The sequence below is a fragment of the Microbacterium sp. LMI13-1-1.1 genome (genome assembly GCF_040815625.1).
Lineage (GTDB): Bacteria > Actinomycetota > Actinomycetes > Actinomycetales > Microbacteriaceae > Microbacterium > Microbacterium forte.
Genome location: NZ_JBFPNL010000001.1, coordinates 1,108,898 through 1,130,941, shown reverse-complemented (window position 1 = coordinate 1,130,941; position 22,044 = coordinate 1,108,898). Strand labels below are relative to the sequence as shown.

Below are 22,044 nucleotides of genomic sequence, written 5' to 3'. Positions count from 1 at the left end.
CGCATGGGAGAAACGAAGTCGCTGCTTAATCAGGTGATCGCCATGCGTGACGATCAAACGATGGATCCCGATTTGCGCCCGTGGGCGGCGATCGAGTTGCTCGCGCAGCGGCTTGACGAGCTGAGTCCCGATCAGACAGATGAGCTGATCGGGACTCGCACGGTTGACGAGACCGGCCCCGGCAAGGTCGAAATCTGGTGGGGTAAGCCGCCGGCGACGACGGCCCCTAAGCCGCCAGCGACGAAGGTGGCCGGATAATCGTTCCCGCCGCCGCAGCGCGGCGTGCAGCATCGTCCAGGTGCAAGTATCGCTGTGTCGTGAGCAGGGAGGCGTGCCCGAGCATGTCTTGCACGGCTCTGAGGTCGCCCGTCGCCCGGTAGGCCGCTGTCGCGCCGGCGTGGCGCAGAGCGTGCGGATTCCAGCCCGTGAGCCGCTTGATGATCTTGTGCACCGATTGCGGATGCATGTGGCCGTCGGTGCCGCCGGGAAAGTAGAAGCCGCGCGGTTGCTCGAGTTCGATTCTCGTGAGCGCGTGCGCGAGATCGTCGTTCACGTACACGATGCGTTCCTTGTTGCCCTTGCCGAGCACGCGCAGCAGATCGCCGTCGCGATCGCGCATGTGCAGCGTCGAGATCTCCGTGAGCCGCAGACAGGCGTAGCGCCCGAGCATCACGAGCCCGCGATCGCGCGGCGTCGAGCCCTGGAGCGCCATCAGTATGTCGCGATCGCGTGCTACGCGCGGCATGCGTACCGGAACCGGAATGCTCTCGAGCTCGGCGGTCGGGTCGGCCAGGATGAACCGCTTGGTGACCGCCCAGCCGTAGAACAATCGCCAGCTCGCGAGCATCGAGTGTCGCGTCTCGGTCGATAGATGCCGACAGTCGCCCAAGACCTCCTGGAGCTGACGCTCCCGCGCGAGGGCGAGCGGTAGCCGACGAGCGAGCGCACGCACGTGCCGCATCCGCAGCTTAATCGTCCCGTCACTCCGTGAGCTCGCGAGCAGCCACGTCTCGTAGGCGGCAAGGATCTTGTCATTCTTCATCGGCACATCCATACGCCAATGAACTCATATACGAGTAGACGCGCCAACTTATGCAACCCTATGCGGCGTGCGGTTCAGCGGCCGGCTCGGCGTGCTGAGGCGCGATGCTGCGGATCGGTGCCGGCGTCTTCGCGGACTGGGAACCGGCAGGTTCTTGGTTCGAGTCCAAGCCGGGGAGCCAATGAAAAGTCCCTCTTCGGAGGGGCTTTTCCCTTTGTGTGGCATGTCCTCGGTCGCCTCCATCGAGCGGGGCGGAATGCCGCCTCGATGAACGCGAACGAGGCCCCGTCGACTGACGGGGCCTCGTTGTGCGAATCCGAGTCAGATCAACGTGCAGCGCCCTTGAGCGAGCCGGTGGTCTGGCCAGCGGGGTCGGAGATGACACACTGCACGACGCGGTCGTTCAGTTCGTCCCAGGTCTGCTGGGTCGGCGTGATCGGGTAGACCTCGAGCACGGAGTCGTTGAACGCGATGCCGACGAAGCTCGTGTAGGCGTCGCCGATGCACTCCTGCGAAGCGGCGTCGATGTTCTCCTCCGAGTACTCGCCGTCGTCCATCGTGATCTCGTAGTAGACCTCTTCGTCGTGCGGCTGGTCGCACGGCACGACGTCGGCGTCCTCGATCAGGCCGGTGTCGCTGGCCATCTTGCAGTCACCGAGCTTCAGCGAGAAGATGTCGATGTTCGCGCTCTCGGTGACCTGGCCGGATTCCTCGTCGCGGTCTGCGTCGCCGGAGCCTCCGCCCAGAATTCCGTTGAGCGCGCTACAGCCGGTCAGTGCGACCGACAGCGCTACGGCAGAACCTGCCAGCGCCAGTGCGCGTCGCGTGCGCATCTTCATCATTTCGTCCCCTCCAGAGCCTTCGTGAGCGGGCATATCGATATCCCGCCTCAAGCACGCTATCCGGCTCCGAGTCTGTGATGCAACTCCGAGAAGGCTTTGACTGGGCTGAAAGGTTAGGTCAGCCTTCCAGATCGTCTATGCCGGGGACCCAGCTGGCGCCGGGCTTGCCCCATCCGCGCTTCTTGGCGATCTTCTGCACGGTCTTCCAATCGCCGTCCGAGAGGCGGTCGATGTAGAGGATGCCGTCCAGGTGGTCGAACTCGTGCTGCATGATGCGCGCACGCCAGCCATCGACGGAGATCTCGACAGGCGAGCCGTCGAGATCGGTTCCTATGACGCGCACCCGTTCCGAGCGACGCAGCGGGAATCGCTCGCCGGGGAACGAGAGACACCCTTCCGATTCGAGGTCGTCGTCAGGCTCGCCGGGCTCCAGCGGCACCATCCAGAGTTCGGGGTTGATGATGACTCCGCGCCACGGCTGGTCGTCGTCGTCGACGTACGCGTACGTGTAGATGCGCAGGGGCACCCCGACCTGGGGCGCGGCCAGACCGACGCCGGGAGCGGTGTCCATCGTCTCGAACATGTCGGCGACGAGCGTTCGGATGTCGTCGGTGATGTCCTCGACGACGGATGCGGGGGAGTGCAGGACGGGATCGCCCATGATGCGAATAGGAAGAACAGCCACGCCATAACCCTACTCGGCGCGCATCGCCGGGTAGGGTCGAAGCGTGAGCATCTCCGTATGGACGACTGGGGCGGAAGACGTCACCGACCAGTTGGTAGGCGCGTTCCAGAACCCGGGACTGCTCCTCGGCATCCCCCTCGCACTCGCGGGTGCGGTCTTCATGTCGCTCGGTGCGCAGTATCAGCATCGCGGCGTGGAGAAGATGGAGCGACTGAGCGGCGCGGACGGCGCATCCGGCCTTTCGATGGCCCAGGTCCGCGGGTTGCTGACGCGGCCGTCGTGGCTCGTAGGGACGCTGATGCTCGGCTTGGCCATCGTGTGCCAACTCGCAGCTCTCACTGTGGCGCCCCTGATCGTCGTTCAGCCGCTCGGTGCGATCGCTCTCGTCATGACGACGCTGCTCAACGCCCGCATCTCGGGGCACTCACCGACCAAGCAGTCGATCACCGCGATCGTCTGCTGTGTAGGTGGAATCTTCCTCTTCGTCTTCTTCGCGGCGATCTTCGCCACCGAGAAGGAAGTCACCGACACCGAGCTGTTCACGATCCTGGCGATCCTGTTGGTCGTGATCATCATCCTCGGCGCATGCTGGCTCGTCCTTCGTCACCGCATGCGCGCGCTCTTCTACATCGTCGGTGCGGGCATCCTCTACGGATTCGTGGCTACGCTCGCGAAGGTCGTCATCAAGCGCGTCCAGGCGGGCAACTTCGACTGGATCACCATCGTGTGCGTGATCGCTCTGATCGCCGCTGCGGCTGTCGGAGCCTACTTCGTGCAGACCGCCTACAGCTCGGGCCCGCCGGATCTCGTCATCGCCGGCCTCACTGTCGTCGACCCTCTGATCGCCGTGCTCATCGGCATGGTCGTCCTCGGCGAGGCGGCCGCCGCGCCGCCGTGGGTTCTCGTGATCTTCGCGATCGCGGGAGCAATCGCCGTGTGGGGCGTCGTCGGACTGGCTCGCTATCACCCTCAGGTGCTCAGCGACAGCCAGGACCTCGGCATCACTCGCGGAAGCGACGACAGCGCGGGCAGTGGGTCGAAAGACGCCTGAGGTCGTTCGCTGGCCGGTCAGGCTCAGTAGGCGGGATCGATGAGGTCGGGTGAGACCTCTGAGGCTGCTGCCTCGTCGACGAAGAACACCGTGCGCTTGCGACCCTTGGCGCCGGCTGCCGGGACGTTCGTGTAGCTCGCACCGGCGAGGGCGAGGCCGAGCGCCGACGCCTTGTCTGCGCCCGTGAGAACGAGCCAGACACGCTTCGAGGCGTTCAGCACCGGTCGCGTCAGTGTGACTCGCTCAGGCGGCGGCTTGGGGGAGTCACGCACCGGCAGAGCGGCGGCATCGGTCACCGTGACCTCGGTGCGATCGGGGAAGAGCGAGGCGATGTGGCCGTCAGGCCCCACGCCGAGGAAGCAGACGGCGAACGATGGCCACGGGTGGTCCTCGGTGCCGTAGCGTGCGAGCTCCGCGGCATAGGCGGCGGCAGCCTCGTCGAGGGTCAGACCCTCGCCCGCGGCTGCGACCTCGTGCACGTTCTCCGCAGGAACCGGGATGTGGTCGAGGAGAGCCTCCCGCGACTGCACGGCGTTGCGGTCGGCGTCGTCGCGAGCGACGAAGCGCTCATCGCCCCACCAGAAGTGCACCAGCGACCAGTCGATCTGAGCCGACCGAGCGTCGCCGCGCGTCGCGCGCAGGACCGCGCCGCCCATCGAACCGCCCGTGAGGGCGATATGAGCGATGCGACCGTTGCGCGTGCGGGCACGAAGGCGCGTCAGGAATCGGTCGGCCACGCTCGCGGCGAGTGCCGCCGGCGTCGGTTCGACCACGACCCGCTTCTCAGCGGATGCTGTCTGCGTCGACATCATTCTCCTGTCTCGGGCGGACCCAGCTTCTCCCAGCCCTCGGTGATCACTCGACCGTACAGGACGTCAGGGTCGAGGCGACGCAGCTCCTCGGCGAGGCACTCGCGCAGCGTGCGGCGAGGGAGGTGCAGATCGTGGTCGGGCTGATCAGGCTGCGTCAGCACCGCCACGCCGGGCGTCGGGCGCTCGAGCAGGATGTCTCCGGACGAGCGGTGCAGCCGCACCGACTTGATGCCCTCCTGCCAGTGCTCCGGGTCTTCGTACGACCACTTGACCGGCACGTCGAGGGCCATCTGCAGCCATGCTGCCAGCAGCGCGGTCGACGGCGAGGCGGATCCGCCACGCACCTCGACTGCGGTCACCTCTTGGAACGGTGGCTGATCGAGCACGGCTGCGAGCTGCTCGCGCCAGTGCGTCAGACGCGTCCAGGCGAGGTCGGTGTCTCCCGGAGCATGCGTCTCGCCGAGCTGCGCGAGGCGTTCGCGCACGTCGGGTGCCGTCGCGGCATCCGTGATGCGTCGCTGCGCGATCTTGCCGAGCGGCGACGCGGCGGGCGACGTCGGCGCCTCTTCGGGCCACCAGGCGACGACAGGGGCGTCGGGCAGGAGCAGTCCCGTGACGAGGCTCTCCTCGTTGCTCGCGGCGTCTCCGTAGGCATGGAGGACGACCACCTCGGATGCTCCGGCGTCGCCGCCGACGCGGATCTGCGCATCGAGTCGCGATTCGCCGTCGCCCGTGGTGAGCACGATGACGCGCATGGGGTGCTCGCGCGAGGCGTCGTTGGCCGCGTCGATCGCGGCTTCAGCCACGCCGTTGCGGGCCGAGATGATCAGCGTGAGCACACGGCCGAGCGCGACGGCGCCGCCTTCTTCGCGCACCTTGACGAGCTGCTTGGCGACCTGGCTGACGGTCGTGTCGGGAAGGTCGATGATCATGGGCGTCTCCAGACTCGTCCGTCACGGGCAAGGAGGTCGTCGGCGGATGCCGGACCCCATGAACCGGGTGCGTACTGGTCGACCGGGCCGCCCTCGGCTGCCCAGTACTCCTCCACGGGGTCGAGGATCTTCCAGGAGAGCTCGACCTCCTCGTGGCGCGGGAACAGCGGCGGATCGCCCAGGAGGACGTCGAGGATCAGCCGTTCGTATGCCTCGGGGCTCGCCTCGGTGAACGCGTGGCCGTAGCCGAAGTCCATCGTGACGTCGCGGACGTTGGTTCCGTTGCCCGGCACCTTCGAGCCGAAGCGGATCGTGACGCCCTCATCGGGCTGCACGCGGATCACGAGCGCGTTCTGGCCGAGCTCCGACGTGTTCGAGCGGCCGAACAGATGCTCCGGAGCCTTCTTGAACACGACGGCGACCTCGGTGACACGTCGACCGAGACGCTTGCCCGTCCGGAGGTAGAACGGGACACCGGACCAGCGACGGGTGTCGATCTCGAGCTTGATCGCGGCATATGTCTCGGTGGCGGATTCCGGGTTCATCCCGTCCTCGTCGAGGAAGCCCGTGACCTGCTCGCCACCCTGCCAGCCGCCCGCGTACTGACCGCGGGCCGTGGCGAGTGCGAGGTCCTCGGGAACGTGCACCGCGGCGAGCACCTTCTCCTTCTCAGCACGCAGGTGCTCGGCGGACAGACTGATCGGCTCTTCCATCGCGGTGAGCGCCAGCAGCTGCAGCAGGTGGTTCTGGATGACGTCGCGCGCGGCGCCGACTCCGTCGTAGTAGCCCGCACGGCCGCCGACACCGATGTCCTCGGCCATCGTGATCTGCACGTGGTCGACGTAGTTGCGGTTCCAGATCGGCTCGTAGAGCTCGTTCGCGAAGCGCAGCGCCAGGATGTTCTGGACCGTCTCCTTGCCGAGGTAGTGGTCGATGCGGAAGATCGAGTCGGCCGAGAACGCCACTTCGAGGGCGGCGTTGAGCTCGCGCGCCGACTCGAGGTCGTGGCCGAACGGCTTCTCGATCACCACACGGCGCCAGCGCTCGTCGTCATCGTCGTTCGCCCCGACGAGGCCCGAGTCCTTGAGCTGCTTCGCGACGAGAGGGAAGTCCTTCGGCGGGATCGACAGGTAGAACGCGTGGTTGCCCATCGTGCCGCGTTCGACGTCGAGCTGGTCGACGGTCTCACGGAGCTTGCGGAAGGACTCGGGGTTGTCGAACTCGCCCGAGACGAACCGGATGCCCTGGAGCAGCTGCGCCCACGTCTCCTCGCGGAACGGCGTGCGCGCGTGCTGCTTCACGGCGTCGTAGACGACCTGGGCGAAGTCCTGGTCCTCCCAGTCGCGTCGGGCGAAGCCGACGAGAGCGAACCCGGGTGGCAGGAGCCCGCGGTTGGCGAGGTCGTAGACGGCGGGCATGAGCTTCTTGCGTGACAGATCTCCGGTCACACCGAAGATCACGAGAGCGCTGGGCCCTGCGATCCGGTTGAGACGGCGATCATCGGGGTCACGCAGCGGGTTGTGCCCGCGCGAGATGGGAACAGACATCAGTGGGGGATTCTCCTGGCTGTTACTTCTGTGCGGCTTCGAAGAGGGTGAGGACGTCGGCCGACGAATCGGCGATCGTCAGGGAGACGACCGGACGGCCGTGCTCGGCCAGGACGCCGGCATCGCCGGCCGCCTGTGCCTCGATGAGCTGGCCGAACGTGAACGGTCGCTCGGGGATCTCGAGATCGACGTCGGTGCGCTCCAGGATCTGCAGGAACACGCCCTGCGCCGGTCCGCCCTTGTGATACTGGCCGGTGGAGTGCAGGAACCGGGGTCCCCAACCGAAAGTCGTCGGCCGACCGGAGTCCGCGGCGACGAGCTCGCGGAGCCCCTGCAGCTGCGGGACGTCGAGCCGGTTGATGTATGCCTGGATCGACACGTATCCGTCTTCCGGCAGTGCCGCCCACAGCGCGTCGAGCACGCCCTCGACGGTTCCGGACGCCGCGAGAGCGGGGTCGGATACGCGAACCTCGACGCCGTTCTCGACGAATGCGGGAGCGGTCGGCGCGGGACGGGCGTCGAGCAGCCCGCGAGCCGCCACCTTGGCGGACTCGACGTCGGGCTGGTCGAAGGGATTGATGCCGAGCAGGTAGCCCGCGATCGCCGTCGCGTACTCCCACACGACGAGCTGAGCGCCCAGCGATCCGCTGACCAGGATCTCGCCCTCGTGCCGTTCGCGGAGGTGGAACTCGTTCGCGTCGTCGACCAGACGCACGATCTGCAGGTCCGACGGCTTCGCGTCGAGCTCGGGCGACACAGGCAGGAGGACGACGGGCAGGATGCCGGTGCTGTCCTTGCCGGTGGATTCGGCGATGAGTTGCTCGATCCAGTCGGGCAGGCCGTTGATGTGCGTACCGTCGGTGATCAGACCCAGCTTGTCGCGGCGAGGCGACGTGGCGGAGATCGCGGCAGCGAGCCGCAGAGCCGGGTTGTCGGCGGAGTCGATCGCGACCTCGAGGAGCGAGGCGTCGGCCTCGTTCAGGAGCTCGTCGATGTCGGCCCCGGCGAGCCCGGACGGGACGAGACCGAAGGCGGTGAGCGCCGAGTAGCGTCCTCCGACGTTCGGGTCGGCGTTGAAGACGCGGTACCCCGCCTCGCGAGCCGAGACATCGAGCGGCGAGCCCGGGTCGGTGACCACGATGATGCGCTCGAGCGGATCGATGCCCACGTCGCGGAACGCGGCTTCGAACGTGCGACGCTGCGAGTCGGTCTCGACGGTCGAGCCCGACTTCGACGACACCACGAGTGCGGTGTTCTGCAGGCCCTCGTCGAGCGCGGCGAGCACCTGGCCGGGGGCGGTCGAGTCGAGGATCGTCAGCGGGACACCGGCGGTCTGGGCGATCACCTCGGGGGCGAGCGACGATCCGCCCATGCCCGCGAGCACGACGCGCGTCACACCTTTCGCCTGCAGGTCGGCGCGCAGGGCGGCGATCTCGGCGACCAGGGGCCGCGAGACGGACACCGCCTCGACCCACCCCAGGCGGATCGACGCCTCCGATTCGGCTGCCGGGCCCCACAGGGCCGCGTCGCCGCCGGTCACACGCGAGGCGACGAGGTCGTGGACGAGAGCGGGGACCGTCTCGTCGATCGCGACCCGAGCCGCGCCGGAGGCGTGGATCGCAAAGGTCATCGCTGCGCCTCGAGGCCCTCGGCCACCTGCGTCAGCAGGTCGTGCCACGAGTCGATGAACTTGGCGACGCCCTCGTCCTCGAGCACCTGGGTCACGTCGGTGAAGTCGATTCCCAGAGCCTCGAGGCCGGCGAACACCGCTCGCGCGTCCTCGTAGCCACCGGTGATGGTGTCACCGGTGACGACGCCGTGGTCGAAGGTCGCTTCGAGCGTCTTCTCGGGCATCGTGTTGACGACGTCCTTCGCGACGAGCTCGGTGACATACAGAGTGTCGGGCAGCGCCGGATCCTTGACACCGGTCGAGGCCCAGAGCGGACGCTGAGTGTTCGCGCCGAGCGTGATGAGGTCCTGCGCGCGCTTCTCGGCGAACTTCTGCTCGTAGAGCTCGTAGGCGAGACGCGCGTTCGCGAGTCCGGCCTTGCTCTTGAGCGCCTCGGCCTCGTCGGTGCCGATCGCCGAGAGGCGCTTGTCGGTCTCGGTGTCGACGCGCGAGACGAAGAACGAGGCGACGGAGTGGATGCTCGACAGATCGAAGTCGGCGCTGTGCGCGCGCTCGAGTCCGGTCAGGTAGGCGTCGATGACCTCGGCGTAGCGCTCGAGGCTGAAGATCAGGGTGACGTTGACGCTGATGCCCGCCGCGATCGCCTCGGTGATGGCGGGCAGGCCCGCCTTCGTCGCGGGGATCTTCACGAGCAGGTTCGGACGGTCGACCTTGGCCCAGAGCTTCTTGGCCTGCTCGACGGTGCCCTCGGTGTCATGTGCGAGGTCGGGGGAGACCTCGATCGAGACGCGGCCGTCGACGTGACCCGACTTCTCCCACACGGGGCGGAAGATGTCGAGAGCGGCGGCGACGTCCTGCGTCGTCGCGGCGAAGACGGCTTCTTCGGCCGTCGCGCCGGACGCAGCGAGCTCGGTGACCTGCGCATCGTACGAGGTGTTGTTCTTGTCGGTGATCGCATTGGCGAAGATCGTCGGGTTGGTCGTGACGCCGACGACGTTGCGGGTCTCGATCAGCTCGGCGAGGTTGCCGGAGGAGATGCGGGTGCGTGACAGGTCGTCGAGCCAGATGCTGACACCGGCTGCTGCGAGGTCTGCGGTGGGGGTGCTCATGCGTTCTCCTTGATGGTCTCGCGTGCGGCCGCGATGACGGCCTCGGTGGTGATGCCGAACTTCTGGAACAGGGTCTTGTAGTCGGCGGAGGCGCCGAAGTGGTCGATGCCGACCGAGCGGCCCCGGTCGCCCACGATGCCGCGCCAGCTGAGCACCGAACCCGCCTCGACCGAGACACGCGCCGTGACGGCCTTCGGCAGGACCGACTCGCGGTATGCCTCGTCCTGCTCCTCGAACCACTCCAGGGACGGAGCGGAGACGACGCGCACGTTGACGCCCTCCTCGGCGAGTGCAGCGCGGGCGTCGACGGCGAGCTGCACCTCGGAGCCCGTCGCGATGATGATCACGTCGGGGGTGCCGTTCGGAGCCTCGGCGAGCACGTAGGCACCCTTCGCGACACCGTCGGTCGATGCGAAGACATCGCCCTCCGCTGTGCCCTGTCCGCGCTCGAACACCGGGATGTTCTGTCGGGTCAGGGCGATGCCGGCCGGGCCCTCATGCCGACGGAGGATCTCGAGCCATGCGGCTGAGGTCTCGTTGGCATCGGCGGGGCGCACCAGGGTGAAGTTCGGGATGGCGCGCAGCGTCGCGATCTGCTCGATCGGCTGGTGCGTGGGCCCGTCTTCGCCGAGTGCGACGGAGTCGTGCGTCCAGACGAAGATGCTGGGGACGTTCATGAGGGCGGCCAGACGCACCGGCGGGCGCATGTAGTCGCTGAAGATCAGGAACGTGCCACCGAAGGCGCGAGTCGGGCCATGCAGCACGATGCCGTTGACGATCGCTCCCATGGCGTGCTCGCGGATGCCGAAGTGCAGCACACGGCCGTAGGGGTCGCCCGACCACTCGTGCGTCGACCACTCGGCCGGGATGAAGGACTTGGAGTCCTTGATCGTGGTGAGGTTCGATTCGGCGAGGTCGGCCGAGCCGCCCCAGAGCTCGGGAAGCTCGGCGGCGAGGGCGTTGATGACCTGACCTGACGCCGCGCGGGTCGAGACGTCCTTGCCGCTCTCGAACACGGGGAGCGCCGAGGCGATGTCGGCCGGCAGTTCCTTGGCCTCGAGGCGGTCGAGGAGGGCCTTGCGCTCCGGGTTGGCGGCGGCCCACGCATCGAACGACTGCTGCCATGCGGCGCGGCTCTCGGCGGCACGCTCTGCCAGGCCGCGTGTGCGGGCAAGGACGTCGTCGGCGATCGCGAAGTGCTCGTCGGCGTCGAATCCGAGGACCTTCTTGGTCGCGGCGAGCTCGTCGCCACCCAGTGCCGATCCGTGGATCTTGCCGGAGTTCTGCTTGCCCGGCGACGGCCAGCCGATGATCGTCTTCAGGATGATGAGCGACGGCTTGGAGGTCTCGCCCTTGGCGGCCTCGATGGCGGCATGGAGCTCGGCGACGTCTTCGACGTACTCGCCCGACTTCTTCCAATCGACGGTCTGTACCTGCCAGCCGTAGGCCTCGTAGCGCTTCGCGACGTCTTCAGTGAAGGCGACGTTCGTGTCGTCCTCGATCGAGATCTGGTTGGAGTCGTAGATCGCGATGAGGTTGCCGAGCTCCTGGTGGCCCGCGAGCGAGGACGCTTCGCTGGTGACGCCCTCCTGGAGGTCGCCGTCGCCGGCGATCACGTAGACGAAGTGGTCGAACGGGCTGGTGCCCGCGGCCGCCTCGGGGTCGAAGAGACCGCGCTCGTAGCGAGCGGCGTAGGCGAAGCCCACCGCGGAGGCGAGTCCCTGGCCGAGCGGGCCGGTGGTGATCTCGACGCCCTTGGTGTGGCCGTACTCGGGGTGCCCGGGGGTGAGCGAGCCCCAGGTGCGCAGCGCCTTGAGGTCGTCGAGCTCGAGGCCGAAGCCGCCCAGGTAGAGCTGCACGTACTGGGTGAGGGAGGAGTGTCCGACCGAGAGGATGAAGCGGTCGCGGCCGAGCCAGTCGGTGTCGGTCGGGTCGTGACGCAGCACCCGCTGGTAGAGGAGATACGCGGCCGGAGCCAGGCTCATCGCGGTGCCGGGGTGGCCGTTGCCGACCTTCTCCACCGCATCCGCAGCCAGAAGACGCGCGGTGTCCACCGCGCGTCGGTCGATCTCATCCCACTGCAATTCCGACACTGTGAAGCCCTTCTGCAACTGTTCGAGAGCGCCCGGATTGCACGATCGCAGTCCGCAACGCTACGGAAGGGTGTGTGATGTGCGCTGGGCGCGCGAGTCATTTCAGCATAGCGCCGAGGTCTGACCCATTACCCCCCTTTACAACGCTCCGCCCTTCCAGTAATTCCATGGATCTGTCGTGGCTTCTGCAGCACGGTGGGACTGGGGATCATCGTTCCTGGAACGCGATTCCGTGACGGCCGCGTGGGGCGGACGCAGAGCGTGAACCGGGGTTGACGCCCCGACGGCGGGCGAGCCCATCGTCCCGCGTGCTCTAGACTGGGAAACGCTGTCGTGACGCGTGTGGAGGAGGCGATCGAGATCTCGACGATGTCTGATCAGACCGTTGTGAAGAAGTCCATCGGTCGCACCGTGAAGGCGTACGTCGCCCTCACCAAGCCGCGCGTCCTCGAACTGCTGCTGGTGTCGACCGTCCCGGTGATGTTCCTCGCCCAGGGCGGACTGCCCGACATGTGGCTGGTCCTCGCCACCGTCATCGGCGGATCGTTGAGCGCGGGCTCCGCCGCGGCGTTCAACATGTACCTCGATCGCGACATCGACGCCCACATGCACCGCACCGAGAATCGTCCGCTCGTGACGGGAGAGATCACGCCTCGCGGCGCGCTCATCTTCTCGTGGACCCTGGCCGTGGTCTCGACCGTGTGGCTGTGGTACACCACGAACTGGCTGGCGGCCACGCTGTCGGCATCCGCCATCTTCTTCTACGTCGTGATCTACACGATCATCCTCAAGCGCCGCACCGAACAGAACATCATCTGGGGCGGTATCGCCGGATGCTTCCCGGTTCTCATCGGCTGGGCGGCTGTCACCGGTTCGCTCGACTGGCCGGCGCTCATCCTCTTCGCGCTCATCTTCCTCTGGACTCCGCCGCACTACTGGCCGCTCTCGATGAAGTACAAGGACGACTACGAAGACGTCGACGTGCCCATGCTCGGTGTGACCCGCAACGCCTCGCAGGTCGGTCTCCAGGTCATCCTGTACGCCTGGGCGACCATCGCCTGCTCGCTGCTGCTGATCCCGATCGCGAACATGGGCCTCGTCTACACCGTCTCCGCCCTCGTGTTCGGAGGGTGGTTCATCTATGAATCGCACCGTCTGTACAACCAGGCGGTGCGGGGGAACGAGGCGCGGCCGATGCGCGTCTTCCACGCCTCGATCACCTACTTGACGCTGATCTTCGTCGCCGTCGCCGTCGACCCGCTGCTGCCGTTCTGAGCTTCGTCGTACTCGGCGATCTGCTCGGCATCCGCGTGGGTCGAGCTGTTCTCGACCATCGTGGTCTCGTCGTCGGCGGCGTCTGATTCGGTGTCGCCGTCGATCGGCTCGACGACGACGGGAGCGGGGGAGGGCAGAAGCGCCTGCACGGCGCTCAGCGCCACCGCGACGAGGATTCCGATGACGCCCGCGCCCAGAAGTGCGGCGCCGACGACGACGAGCGACTGCCCGACGTAGACCTCGATGCCGGTGGCCGTGCCGTCGAGCAGAGTGCTCGTCATGGTGCCGATCTGACCGGCGATGAGCCATCCGCCCACGCCAGCCGAGGCGAGCGAGAGCACGAGGAGGAGCCAGAAGCCGATGCTGCGTGTCAGTGACTTTTTCATGTCGGCCACGATGCACGACCAACTGATGAGCCTCTGATGCCTCAGCTGTGCATCCACTGTGCCGAGGGCTCGGAGCGCGCCGACCTCACGGCCGGGTGCGTCATTCCCTGGGCGCGACGGGCTTCTTCAGATGCAGCACCACGACCGTGTACGTCGCCGCCGAGAGCGACGCGAGCACCATGTGGATGCCGACGAGCAGGGGAGGGAGGCCCTCACGCGCCTGCCAGATGCCGACACCGACCTGCACGAGGATCGCGAGCACGAGCACGAGCAACCACTTGCGGGGTTCGAGCCGCAGCACCCATGCGGAGATCGTGAGCGTGGCGACGAGCGCGGCGAGGATGTATCCGGGCCAGGCGTGGACGTGCGCCAGCACGGTGGCGTCGAACCCGTGACGGAGCACGTCGGCATCACCAGAATGCGGGCCCGAACCGGTGGTGAGCACACCGAAGACGATCGTGACGGCGAGAGCCAGGCCCGTGACGTGGCTCAGGGTCGCGAACCACTTCGGGACCGCGCGCTCCCTCGGACCCGGCTGCCCGTACAGGCGCACCAGGAACGCCGCGGTGACGCACACCAGCAGCAGGGAGGAGACGTAGTGGAACCCGACGATGAAGGGGTTCAGGCCGGTGAGCACGGTGATGCCGCCGACGAGCGCCTGTGCGACGACTCCGAGCAGGACGATCCAGGCGAGGACGACGAGATCACGACGGTCCGTCGTCAGGCGGAAGGATCGCACCATCGCCGCGATCACGGCGATCAGCAGAGCGCCCATGGCGAACGGAGTCGCGGGAAGCGAGAACAGCGACACGATCACGAAGGTGATGACGGCCGCGAGAATGCCGGCGCCCGCGAAACGCAGGGCGGAGAAGACCAGCAGTCGGCCGCCGACACGCGCGAGCACGAGCAGCAGGACGGCGAGGGCGATGATGCCGACGACGCCCGTCATGACGCGGTTGCCGAATTCGATGATGCCGTGGATGCCCTGATCGGCATATATCGGCACGAGCGACTCGGGGGTGCAGAGCGGCCATTCCGAGCACCCGAGGCCGGAGCCCGTGAGGCGCACTGCGCCGCCGGTGCCGATGATGATCGTCTGAGCCAGGAAGGACAGCCAGGCGAACACGCGGAGAGCTCGTCCCCAGAGGATCGCATGAGCCGAGGCCGGTGCGTTCACGGGGGAGGAGATCGAGGGCTGGGGCATAAGTCTTCTCCGAACCGCCCGGACACGGCGGGCGGCCCTGTCTTCAGGCGGAACCTGTAGAATCGGATTGTTGTGATGAGCGCTTACCGCGCTGAAGCATCACTAACAGTTTAGGCGCGATGGATGCGCCGGTGATGAGGGCCCACCAACGGCACCCGCTCCCGCAGACTCGACGGGGATCAGGTGTGTCGGGGCGGATGACACCGTTTGGGACCTGTGAGGAGAGTGTGTGATGTCGGATGTGCTGATCGACCGCCCGGAGCTTGACGGCCTGGGGGTGTACGAATTCGGATGGCATGACGAAGATGCCGCCGGAGCCATCGCCAAGCGTGGAATCTCCGAAGAGGTGGTTCGCGGGATCTCGGCGCTCAAGCACGAGCCCGAATGGATGCTGAAGACCCGTCTCAAGGGTTATCAGCTCTTCGGACGCAAGCCGATGCCGACGTGGGGTGCAGACCTCAGCGAGATCGACTTCGACAACATCAAGTACTTCGTGCGCTCCACGGAGAAGCAGGCGCAGTCCTGGGAGGACCTCCCCGCGGAGATCCGCGAGACCTACGAGCGCCTCGGCATCCCCGAGGCCGAGCGCCAGCGCCTCGTCGCGGGCGTCGCCGCTCAGTACGAGTCCGAGGTCGTCTACCACCAGATCCGCGAGGACCTGGAGGAGCAGGGCGTCATCTTCATGGACACCGACACCGCTCTGCGCGAGCACCCCGAGTTCTTCGAGGAGTACTTCGGCTCGGTGATCCCGGCCGGTGACAACAAGTTCGCCGCCCTGAACACCGCCGTGTGGTCCGGAGGCTCGTTCGTCTACGTCCCCAAGGGCGTGCACGTCGAGATCCCGCTCCAGGCCTACTTCCGCATCAACACCGAGAACATGGGTCAGTTCGAGCGGACGCTGATCATCGCCGACGAAGACAGCTACGTCCACTACATCGAGGGCTGCACGGCTCCGATCTACAAGTCGGACTCGCTGCACTCGGCCGTGGTCGAGATCATCGTGAAGAAGAACGCCCGCGTTCGGTACACGACGATCCAGAACTGGTCGAACAACGTCTACAACCTCGTCACCAAGCGTGCGGTCGCGCACGAAGGCGCGACGATGGAATGGGTCGACGGCAACATCGGCTCCAAGGTGACGATGAAGTACCCGTCGATCTACCTGATGGGCGAGCACGCCAAGGGCGAGACGCTCTCGGTCGCCTTCGCAGGCCCGGGGCAGCACCAGGACGCCGGCGCGAAGATGATCCACATGGCGCCGTACACCCAGTCGTCGATCGTGTCGAAGTCGATCGCCCGTGGTGGCGGTCGTGCGGGATACCGCGGCGAGGTCCGAGTGGACGCCAACGCGCACCACTCCGCGAACACCGTGCGCTGCGACGCTCTGCTGGTCGACACCAAATCGCGCTCCGACACATATCCCGCGATCGACATCCGTGTGGACGACGTGCAGCTCGGCCACGAGGCGACAGTCTCGAAGGTCAGTGAAGAGCAGCTCTTCTACCTGCAGTCTCGCGGCATGCCCGAGGACGAGGCGATGGCGATGATCGTGCGCGGCTTCATCGAGCCGATCGCACGGGAACTGCCCATGGAGTACGCGATGGAACTGAACAAGCTCATCGAAATGGGCATGGAAGGATCGGTCGGCTAAATGGCGGCCTCGACGACAGCGCCCAGCGAGGCGCAGCACACGAACGCGCACATCGACCCCGCAGCACAGGTCTCCTCCGCCGGATTCGTCCCGGTGCAGACCCGCTCGGAGCGCCCCCACTCCTTCGACCCCGATGACTTCGGTGCTCCCACCGGTCGCGAGGTCAACTGGAAGCACACCCCGGTCGCCAAGCTCTCGCCTCTCTTCGAGGTCGCGGGAGCGGGCGACGGCGTGAGCTACTCCTTCGGCTCGGGAGAGCAGTACGTGTCGGCGCCGCTGGCCGCCGGCGACGCACCGCGCGGGGAGGTCTTCCTCGCGGAGGACATCACCGCCGCGATCGCGTGGCAGGGCGCAACCGAAGCGCTCCACATCCGCATCCCGCGTGAAGAAGAGGTCGCTGAGCCGGTCTTCCTCGCGATCGACGGACTCGGTGCAGACCGACGGGCCGACGCCCACATCGTGATCGAGGCGCTCGAGCACAGCTCCGCGACCGTCGTGCTCCAGCACACGGGCGCTGCGCAGTACTCGCAGAACGTCGAGATCATCGTGCGTGACGGAGCGAAGCTCACCGTCATCAGCCTGCAGCAGTGGCAGGACGAGGCCGTGCACACGTCCGCTCACCAGGCTCGCGTCGACGCGGATGCCACGCTCAAGCACTTCGTCATCAGCTTCGGCGGCGGCGTCGTCCGTGTGAACCCGAGCGTCGAGCTCGCGGGGGCGGGCTCGGAGGGATACCTCTACGGCCTCTCCTACGCCGACGCAGGCCAGCACCTCGAGAGCCAGGTCTTCCTGCACCACAAGGGGCCGCATACCAAGGGCGACGTCCTCTACAAGGGTGCGCTCCAGGGCCAGGGCGCGCACAGCGTCTGGATCGGCGACGTGCTGATCGGCGCCGACGCGAACGGCACCGACTCGTACGAGGCGAACCGCAACCTGGTGCTCACCGAGGGCGCCCGCGCCGACTCGATCCCGAACCTGGAGATCGAGACCGGAGACATCCTCGGCGCGGGCCACGCCAGCGCCACCGGTCGTTTCGACGACGAGCAGCTGTTCTACCTGCAGGCCCGAGGGATCAGCGAAGAGGAAGCGCGCCGCCTCGTCGTGCTCGGCTTCCTCACCGACATCGTCCAGCGTCTGGGGATCCCCGCGCTGGAGGCCGAGCTTCTCGCCGCGATCGAGACGGAGCTCGCCGAGGTGAACGCATGACCGCAGAGCGCGTCTGCGGCGTCGCCGAGCTCGAGCAGGACATGCCGCTGCGTGTCGAGCCGAACGGCGTGCCGATCACCGTCATCAAGGACTCCGAAGGCGTCATCCACGCCATCGGAGACACCTGCACCCACGGTGACATCTCACTCTCCGAGGGCTTCGTCGAAGGAGAGACAGTGGAATGCTGGGCCCACGGCTCCGCATTCTCGCTGCTCACCGGCAAGCCCCAGAATCTCCCTGCTTATGAGCCCGTTCCGGTCTACGTCGTCGAGATCGACGGCGACGACGTGCTCATTGACCCGACTGTGACGAAGGAAGTCTGAATGTCTGTTCTCGAAATCCGCGACCTCTACGTGACGGTCGAGACCGAGGCGGGAATCACCCCGATCCTCAACGGAATCACCCTCACGATGAACACGGGTGAGACGCACGCGATCATGGGCCCCAACGGCTCAGGCAAGTCGACGCTCGCTTACACGATCGCCGGTCACCCGAAGTACACGGTGGCGTCCGGCTCGATCACGTTCGACGGCCAGGACGTCCTCGCGATGAGCGTCGACGAGCGAGCTCGTGCGGGCCTCTTCCTCGCGATGCAGTACCCGGTCGAGATCCCCGGCGTGACGGTGACGAACTTCCTCCGCACTGCCAAGACCGCGATCGACGGCGAGGCGCCGGCGATCCGCGGGTGGACGAAGGACGTCAAGACGGCCATGTCCAACCTCCGTATGGACCCGAAGTTCGCCCAGCGCAACGTCAACGAGGGCTTCTCCGGCGGCGAGAAGAAGCGTCACGAGATCCTTCAGCTCGAGGTGCTCAAGCCCAAGTTCGCCGTCCTCGACGAGACCGACTCCGGCCTCGACGTCGACGCGCTGAAGATCGTCTCCGAGGGCGTCAACCGCGCCAAGGAGGCCACGGGTCTCGGCGTGCTGCTGATCACGCACTACACCCGCATCCTCCGCTACATCCGCCCTGACTTCGTGCACGTGATCGTTGCGGGCAAGATCGTCGAAGAGGGCGGCCCGGAGCTCGCCGACCGGCTCGAGGACGAGGGATACGACCGTTTCCTCGACCCCGCAGCCCCGATCGAGGCGTAGGCTGATTGGCATGACAGCCACCCTCACCGACGAGAAGTACGACGAGGTCACCGAGGCTCTCAAAGACGTCATGGACCCGGAACTCGGGATCAACGTCGTCGACCTCGGCCTCATCTACGATCTTGCGTGGGATGACGAGAACGATGCTCTCGTCATCCACATGACGCTCACCAGCGCAGGCTGCCCGTTGACCGACGTGCTCGAGGACCAGACCGCTCAGGCTCTGGACAGCGTCGTCGATCGCTTCCGCATCAACTGGGTGTGGATGCCGCCGTGGGGCCCCGAGAAGATCACGGACGACGGGCGCGACATGATGCGCGCTCTCGGCTTCGCCATCTGAGGATGCTCGAGGTCAAGGCCCTGCCTCTGGCAGAGCTTCGCGAGCGCAGCAGCGAGAAGTGGCGGGAGTATCCCGCCGATGTCCTGCCGCTCTTCGTCGCGGAGACCGACTTCCCGTTGGCGCCGGCGATCTCCTCGGCTCTTCGACGCGCTGTCGACAACGGCGACACCGGGTACATCGCATCGCGGACGCCTCTTCCCGAGACCTATGCCGCCTTCGCGATGCGTCGCTACGGCTGGCATGCGGATCCGTCGCGGATGCGCACGACCGCCGATGTGAGCATGGGGATCGTCGAGATCCTGCGCCGCGTCACGCAGCCGGGGGAGCGCGTGGTCGTCACCACACCGGTGTACCCACCGTTCTTCGACCTGGTCTCCGAGGCCGGGGCAGAGGTCGTGCGGGTGCCGCTGCTCGACACCGGCACGGCGTGGGAACTCGATCTCGACGGTATCCGCGCGGCTTTCGAAGACGGCGCCACGGCCATGCTGCTCTGCAATCCGCACAACCCGACCGGCACGGTGCACAGCCGCGACTCGCTGACCGCTCTCGCCGAGATCGCTGATGAGTTCGGTGCTGCGGTGATCTCGGATGAGATCCATGCACCGCTCGCGCAGCCGGGCACCGGGTTCACGCCCTTCCTCGACACGGGCGAAGCTGCGGAGCGCGTGGGCTACGCCGTCGTGAGTGCGAGCAAGGCCTTCAATCTCGCGGGTCTCAAGTGCGCGCTCATGGTGAGCGCATCTGATCGCACCAGCGCCATCGTGCGCGGGCTTCCTATCGAGGTCGAGTGGCGCACCGGGCAGTTCGGCCTCCTCGCGGCTGTGGCCGCATTCTCGGAGGAGAGCGACGAGTGGCTCGATGGGCTGCTCAGAACGCTCGACGAGAATCGCGTGCTGCTCGAGGATCTGCTGGCGTCGAAGATCCCTGCCGCGCGCTATCGGATCCCCGATGCCGGATACCTGGCCTGGATCGACCTCTCGGGACTGGAATGGGGAGACAACCCCGCGCGACGGATCCTGAAGGAGGCCGGAGTCGCCCTGCACTTCGGCCCCGCCTTCGGCGAGCCGGGCAGGGGTTTCGTCCGACTGAACTTCGGCACGAGCCCGGAGATCATCACCGAGGCCATCGAGCGCATCGCGACGCTCGTGGGCCGATGACGACCGAGCAGCGGCCGACCGCCTCGATCTGGGACCGAGAACGCCTCTGGGTCACTGCCGGAGCGGTCGCGCTGATCTTCCTCGCCGCGATCGAGGCGCTGGCTGTCACGACCGTCATGCCGATCGTCAGTGAGGCGCTCGACGGACGCGATCTGTACGCCGTAGCCTTCGCCGGCACGCTCGCGACGAGTGTGATCGGCATGGTCGCCGCGGGTGCCTGGTCGGATGCTCGAGGGCCCCGTGGCGCCCTGTACGCCGCGGTGTCGCTGTTCATCGCCGGTCTGTTGCTGTCGGGCTTCGCTGTGACGATGGACCAGTTCCTCATCGGGCGCCTGGTGCAGGGGCTCGGCGCGGGGGGACAGACCGTGGCGCTGTACGTCGTGGTCGCTCGGCTGTATCCACCGCAACTTCACGGCAGAGTGTTCGCGGCGTTCGCCGCCGCATGGGTGGTGCCGTCGATGATCGGTCCCTTCCTCGCCGGGGCGGTCGCCGAGTACCTCGATTGGCGCTGGGCCTTCCTCGGCGTCGCCGTGCTGACGGGCGTCGCCTTCGTGATCGTCGTGGCTCGGCTGCGAGGCGTCGACCTCGGACGCGGCGAGCCGCAGAATCGCCGGGCGCTCGTCATCCGCCTTGTTCTCGCGGTGGTCGTCGCTGTCTTCGCCGTGCTGATCGGCTTCACGGCGGAGATGACCGTGCGCCTCGCATGGCCGGTGGCGATCGGATCCGTCATCGTGATCGGTGTCGCACTGCTGCCGCTGATTCCCCGGCGCACCCTCCGTGCCGGGCGCGGTCTGCCGAGCGTCGTCCTCATGCGCGGCATCGCCGCAGGCGCGTTCTTCGCGGCCGAGGCATACGTCCCCTATCTGCTGATGGAGCGCTTCGACTTCACGGCGACCTGGGCGGGGATCGCGCTCATGCTCGCCGCCTTCGCGTGGGCCGGAGCTTCGCAGCTGCAGGGGGCCTTCGGAGAACGACTGGGCAACACCCGCATTACCGTGATCAGCCTGTCGCTCCTCCTCGTGGCGCTCGTGCTCGTGCTCGCTGCGGCGCAGTGGGGAGTGTCGCCGGTATTCGTCGTCGTGGGGTGGGGCTTCGCCGGCGGTGGCATGGGGCTGCTGTATCCGCGCCTCACAGTGCTCACCCTCGCCTATTCGAACGAGGGCAATCAGGGCTTCAACTCGTCGGCGCTGTCGATCTCCGACGCCGCGGGCTCAGCTGTGGCGATCGCGCTGGCCGGATTGCTCGTCGCGACGCTGGGCGGCGAGGCCGCATCGTTCGGGGTGGTGTTCGCGTTCTGCCTCGGTCTGGTGCTGCTGGCGTCGGTGCCGGGGCTCAGACTGGGCCATGCCGCGGAGTCGTCCGAGGACTGACCACTGCACCGAGCGAGTCCCCTGCGAGTGCGGTGACGCCCAGGTCGAAGACCCGATCGAGGCCGGCGGTGACATCGTCCGTGCCGTCGGTGAGAGCGGCCCCGTGGCTGTCGGCGTGCATGCGCTGCTGAACGAGTGTCGCGTGCCCGAGCACGAAGTGCAGCATCGCCGCTGCCCGATCGGCGGCTTCTGCGTGCCCGTGGCGCGCGAGCGCGGCCTCGAGCGCGGTCTGGGCATATGACGAGCCGAGCCGCAGGGCGTAGGCGCTGAGCACGAGCTCCGCACCGTCGCGGTAGGTGAACAGGGCGTCGCGGATGCCGCGCGCGGTGGTCAGCACGTCGGCATCGTCGCGGGGGATCCCCGCGGTGATCCGGTCGGCGAGCTCTGCCAGCAGTTCCTGCTTGCTCGAGAAGTGCCAGTAGAGAGCGCTCGGCTGAACATCGAGCCTGCCCGCGATCCGGCGCATCGACAGGTCGGCGAGGCCGACCTCGTCGAGGAGGGCCAGCGCCACGCGTGCGACGCCATCGCGGTCGTGCCGGGCGGAGTTGTGCTCTGGGCTCATGTGATCACTATAGTGAACACCGTTCAGGTGAACAGTGTTCAGGAAGGTGTCGGATC

At 67.1% G+C, this 22,044-nt stretch carries 22 protein-coding genes; 10 read left to right on the top strand and 12 right to left on the bottom strand.

Features of this window, described 5'->3' with window-relative positions; genetic code table 11:
* The first annotated feature begins 3 nt into the window (after positions 1-3).
* Entirely contained in the window at positions 4-258 is a 255-nt protein-coding gene (locus MRBLMI13_RS05525) for a hypothetical protein (protein WP_367819882.1), read from the top strand.
* Here the strand turns inward: MRBLMI13_RS05525 and MRBLMI13_RS05520 are convergent.
* From MRBLMI13_RS05520 to def, 3 genes are all read right to left on the bottom strand, one after another.
* The gene (locus MRBLMI13_RS05520; RefSeq protein WP_367819884.1) at positions 227-1,054 is read right to left on the bottom strand and encodes a tyrosine-type recombinase/integrase; all 828 of its coding nucleotides are present in this window, start codon (positions 1,052-1,054) and stop codon (positions 227-229) included. The genes MRBLMI13_RS05525 and MRBLMI13_RS05520 overlap by 32 nt on opposite strands.
* Positions 1,055-1,368: 314 nt before the next feature.
* Positions 1,369-1,884 carry a septum formation family protein gene (locus MRBLMI13_RS05515; protein WP_367819885.1) on the bottom strand — a complete coding sequence of 172 codons (516 nt, stop codon included), beginning with the start codon at positions 1,882-1,884 and terminating at the stop codon, positions 1,369-1,371.
* 118 nt (positions 1,885-2,002) lie between these two features.
* Entirely contained in the window at positions 2,003-2,569 is a 567-nt protein-coding gene (gene def, locus MRBLMI13_RS05510) for a peptide deformylase (protein WP_079112949.1), read from the bottom strand.
* A 49-nt stretch (positions 2,570-2,618) separates the two neighbouring features.
* Between def and MRBLMI13_RS05505 the strand changes: the two genes are divergently transcribed.
* Positions 2,619-3,620, top strand: a complete 1,002-nt coding sequence (locus MRBLMI13_RS05505) for a DMT family transporter (protein ID WP_367821322.1) — start codon at positions 2,619-2,621, stop codon at positions 3,618-3,620.
* A 23-nt stretch (positions 3,621-3,643) separates the two neighbouring features.
* Here MRBLMI13_RS05505 and pgl read toward each other — a convergent pair whose 3' ends face one another.
* The 6 genes from pgl to tkt are packed head-to-tail and all read right to left on the bottom strand — an operon-like array spanning position 3,644 to position 11,743.
* Positions 3,644-4,429, bottom strand: a complete 786-nt coding sequence (gene pgl / locus MRBLMI13_RS05500) for a 6-phosphogluconolactonase (protein WP_367819888.1) — start codon at positions 4,427-4,429, stop codon at positions 3,644-3,646.
* Positions 4,429-5,364, bottom strand: coding sequence for a glucose-6-phosphate dehydrogenase assembly protein OpcA (locus MRBLMI13_RS05495; RefSeq protein ID WP_079112947.1), 936 nt, complete (start codon positions 5,362-5,364; stop codon positions 4,429-4,431). The genes pgl and MRBLMI13_RS05495 overlap by 1 nt, the downstream gene beginning before the upstream one ends.
* Entirely contained in the window at positions 5,361-6,911 is a 1,551-nt protein-coding gene (gene zwf / locus MRBLMI13_RS05490; protein WP_042537594.1) for a glucose-6-phosphate dehydrogenase, read from the bottom strand. Before zwf ends, MRBLMI13_RS05495 begins: the two co-directional genes overlap by 4 nt.
* A 22-nt stretch (positions 6,912-6,933) precedes the next feature.
* Positions 6,934-8,541, bottom strand: a complete 1,608-nt coding sequence (locus tag MRBLMI13_RS05485; protein WP_367819891.1) for a glucose-6-phosphate isomerase — start codon at positions 8,539-8,541, stop codon at positions 6,934-6,936.
* On the bottom strand, positions 8,538-9,650 hold the full coding sequence (gene tal / locus MRBLMI13_RS05480) for a transaldolase (RefSeq protein WP_367819893.1): 1,113 nt from the start codon (positions 9,648-9,650) through the stop codon (positions 8,538-8,540). The genes MRBLMI13_RS05485 and tal overlap by 4 nt, the downstream gene beginning before the upstream one ends.
* A complete protein-coding gene (tkt, locus tag MRBLMI13_RS05475) occupies positions 9,647-11,743 on the bottom strand; it encodes a transketolase (RefSeq protein WP_042537773.1) in 2,097 nt (698 codons plus the stop codon). Before tkt ends, tal begins: the two co-directional genes overlap by 4 nt.
* A 360-nt stretch (positions 11,744-12,103) precedes the next feature.
* Here tkt and MRBLMI13_RS05470 point away from each other — a divergent pair, with 360 nt between their 5' ends.
* A complete protein-coding gene (locus tag MRBLMI13_RS05470; RefSeq protein ID WP_414685949.1) occupies positions 12,104-13,018 on the top strand; it encodes a heme o synthase in 915 nt (304 codons plus the stop codon).
* On the opposite strand, the gene MRBLMI13_RS05465 is transcribed toward MRBLMI13_RS05470, so the two are convergent.
* Together MRBLMI13_RS05465 and MRBLMI13_RS05460 are read right to left on the bottom strand one after the other, a co-directional pair.
* Positions 12,964-13,404: a hypothetical protein gene (locus tag MRBLMI13_RS05465; RefSeq protein WP_367819896.1), complete on the bottom strand. Its 441-nt coding sequence runs from the start codon at positions 13,402-13,404 to the stop codon at positions 12,964-12,966. The two genes, MRBLMI13_RS05470 and MRBLMI13_RS05465, sit on opposite strands and share 55 nt — an antisense overlap.
* A 100-nt stretch (positions 13,405-13,504) precedes the next feature.
* A complete protein-coding gene (locus MRBLMI13_RS05460) occupies positions 13,505-14,608 on the bottom strand; it encodes a COX15/CtaA family protein (RefSeq protein WP_367819898.1) in 1,104 nt (367 codons plus the stop codon).
* A gap of 232 nt (positions 14,609-14,840) precedes the next feature.
* Here MRBLMI13_RS05460 and sufB point away from each other — a divergent pair, with 232 nt between their 5' ends.
* The 7 genes from sufB to MRBLMI13_RS05425 are packed head-to-tail and all read left to right on the top strand — an operon-like array spanning position 14,841 to position 21,426.
* Positions 14,841-16,259, top strand: coding sequence for a Fe-S cluster assembly protein SufB (sufB, locus tag MRBLMI13_RS05455; protein WP_042537589.1), 1,419 nt, complete (start codon positions 14,841-14,843; stop codon positions 16,257-16,259).
* Entirely contained in the window at positions 16,260-17,465 is a 1,206-nt protein-coding gene (sufD, locus tag MRBLMI13_RS05450; RefSeq protein WP_079112945.1) for a Fe-S cluster assembly protein SufD, read from the top strand. It abuts the gene before it with no gap.
* On the top strand, positions 17,462-17,788 hold the full coding sequence (locus tag MRBLMI13_RS05445) for a non-heme iron oxygenase ferredoxin subunit (RefSeq protein ID WP_042537584.1): 327 nt from the start codon (positions 17,462-17,464) through the stop codon (positions 17,786-17,788). Before sufD ends, MRBLMI13_RS05445 begins: the two co-directional genes overlap by 4 nt.
* Complete coding sequence (sufC, locus tag MRBLMI13_RS05440; RefSeq protein WP_042537582.1) at positions 17,789-18,559, top strand: Fe-S cluster assembly ATPase SufC; 771 nt, start codon at positions 17,789-17,791, stop codon at positions 18,557-18,559. It begins immediately after the preceding gene.
* A 10-nt stretch (positions 18,560-18,569) separates the two neighbouring features.
* On the top strand, positions 18,570-18,899 hold the full coding sequence (locus tag MRBLMI13_RS05435; RefSeq protein ID WP_042537580.1) for a metal-sulfur cluster assembly factor: 330 nt from the start codon (positions 18,570-18,572) through the stop codon (positions 18,897-18,899).
* Positions 18,900-18,901: 2 nt separating this feature from the next.
* Positions 18,902-20,056, top strand: a complete 1,155-nt coding sequence (locus MRBLMI13_RS05430) for a MalY/PatB family protein (protein ID WP_367819902.1) — start codon at positions 18,902-18,904, stop codon at positions 20,054-20,056.
* Positions 20,053-21,426 (top strand): MFS transporter, encoded by a 1,374-nt coding sequence (locus MRBLMI13_RS05425; RefSeq protein WP_367819904.1) that lies wholly within the window; start codon positions 20,053-20,055, stop codon positions 21,424-21,426. Before MRBLMI13_RS05430 ends, MRBLMI13_RS05425 begins: the two co-directional genes overlap by 4 nt.
* Here MRBLMI13_RS05425 and MRBLMI13_RS05420 read toward each other — a convergent pair.
* Positions 21,389-21,988, bottom strand: coding sequence for a TetR family transcriptional regulator (locus MRBLMI13_RS05420; protein ID WP_367819906.1), 600 nt, complete (start codon positions 21,986-21,988; stop codon positions 21,389-21,391). The two genes, MRBLMI13_RS05425 and MRBLMI13_RS05420, sit on opposite strands and share 38 nt — an antisense overlap.
* Between the last annotated feature and the right edge of the window lie 56 nt (positions 21,989-22,044).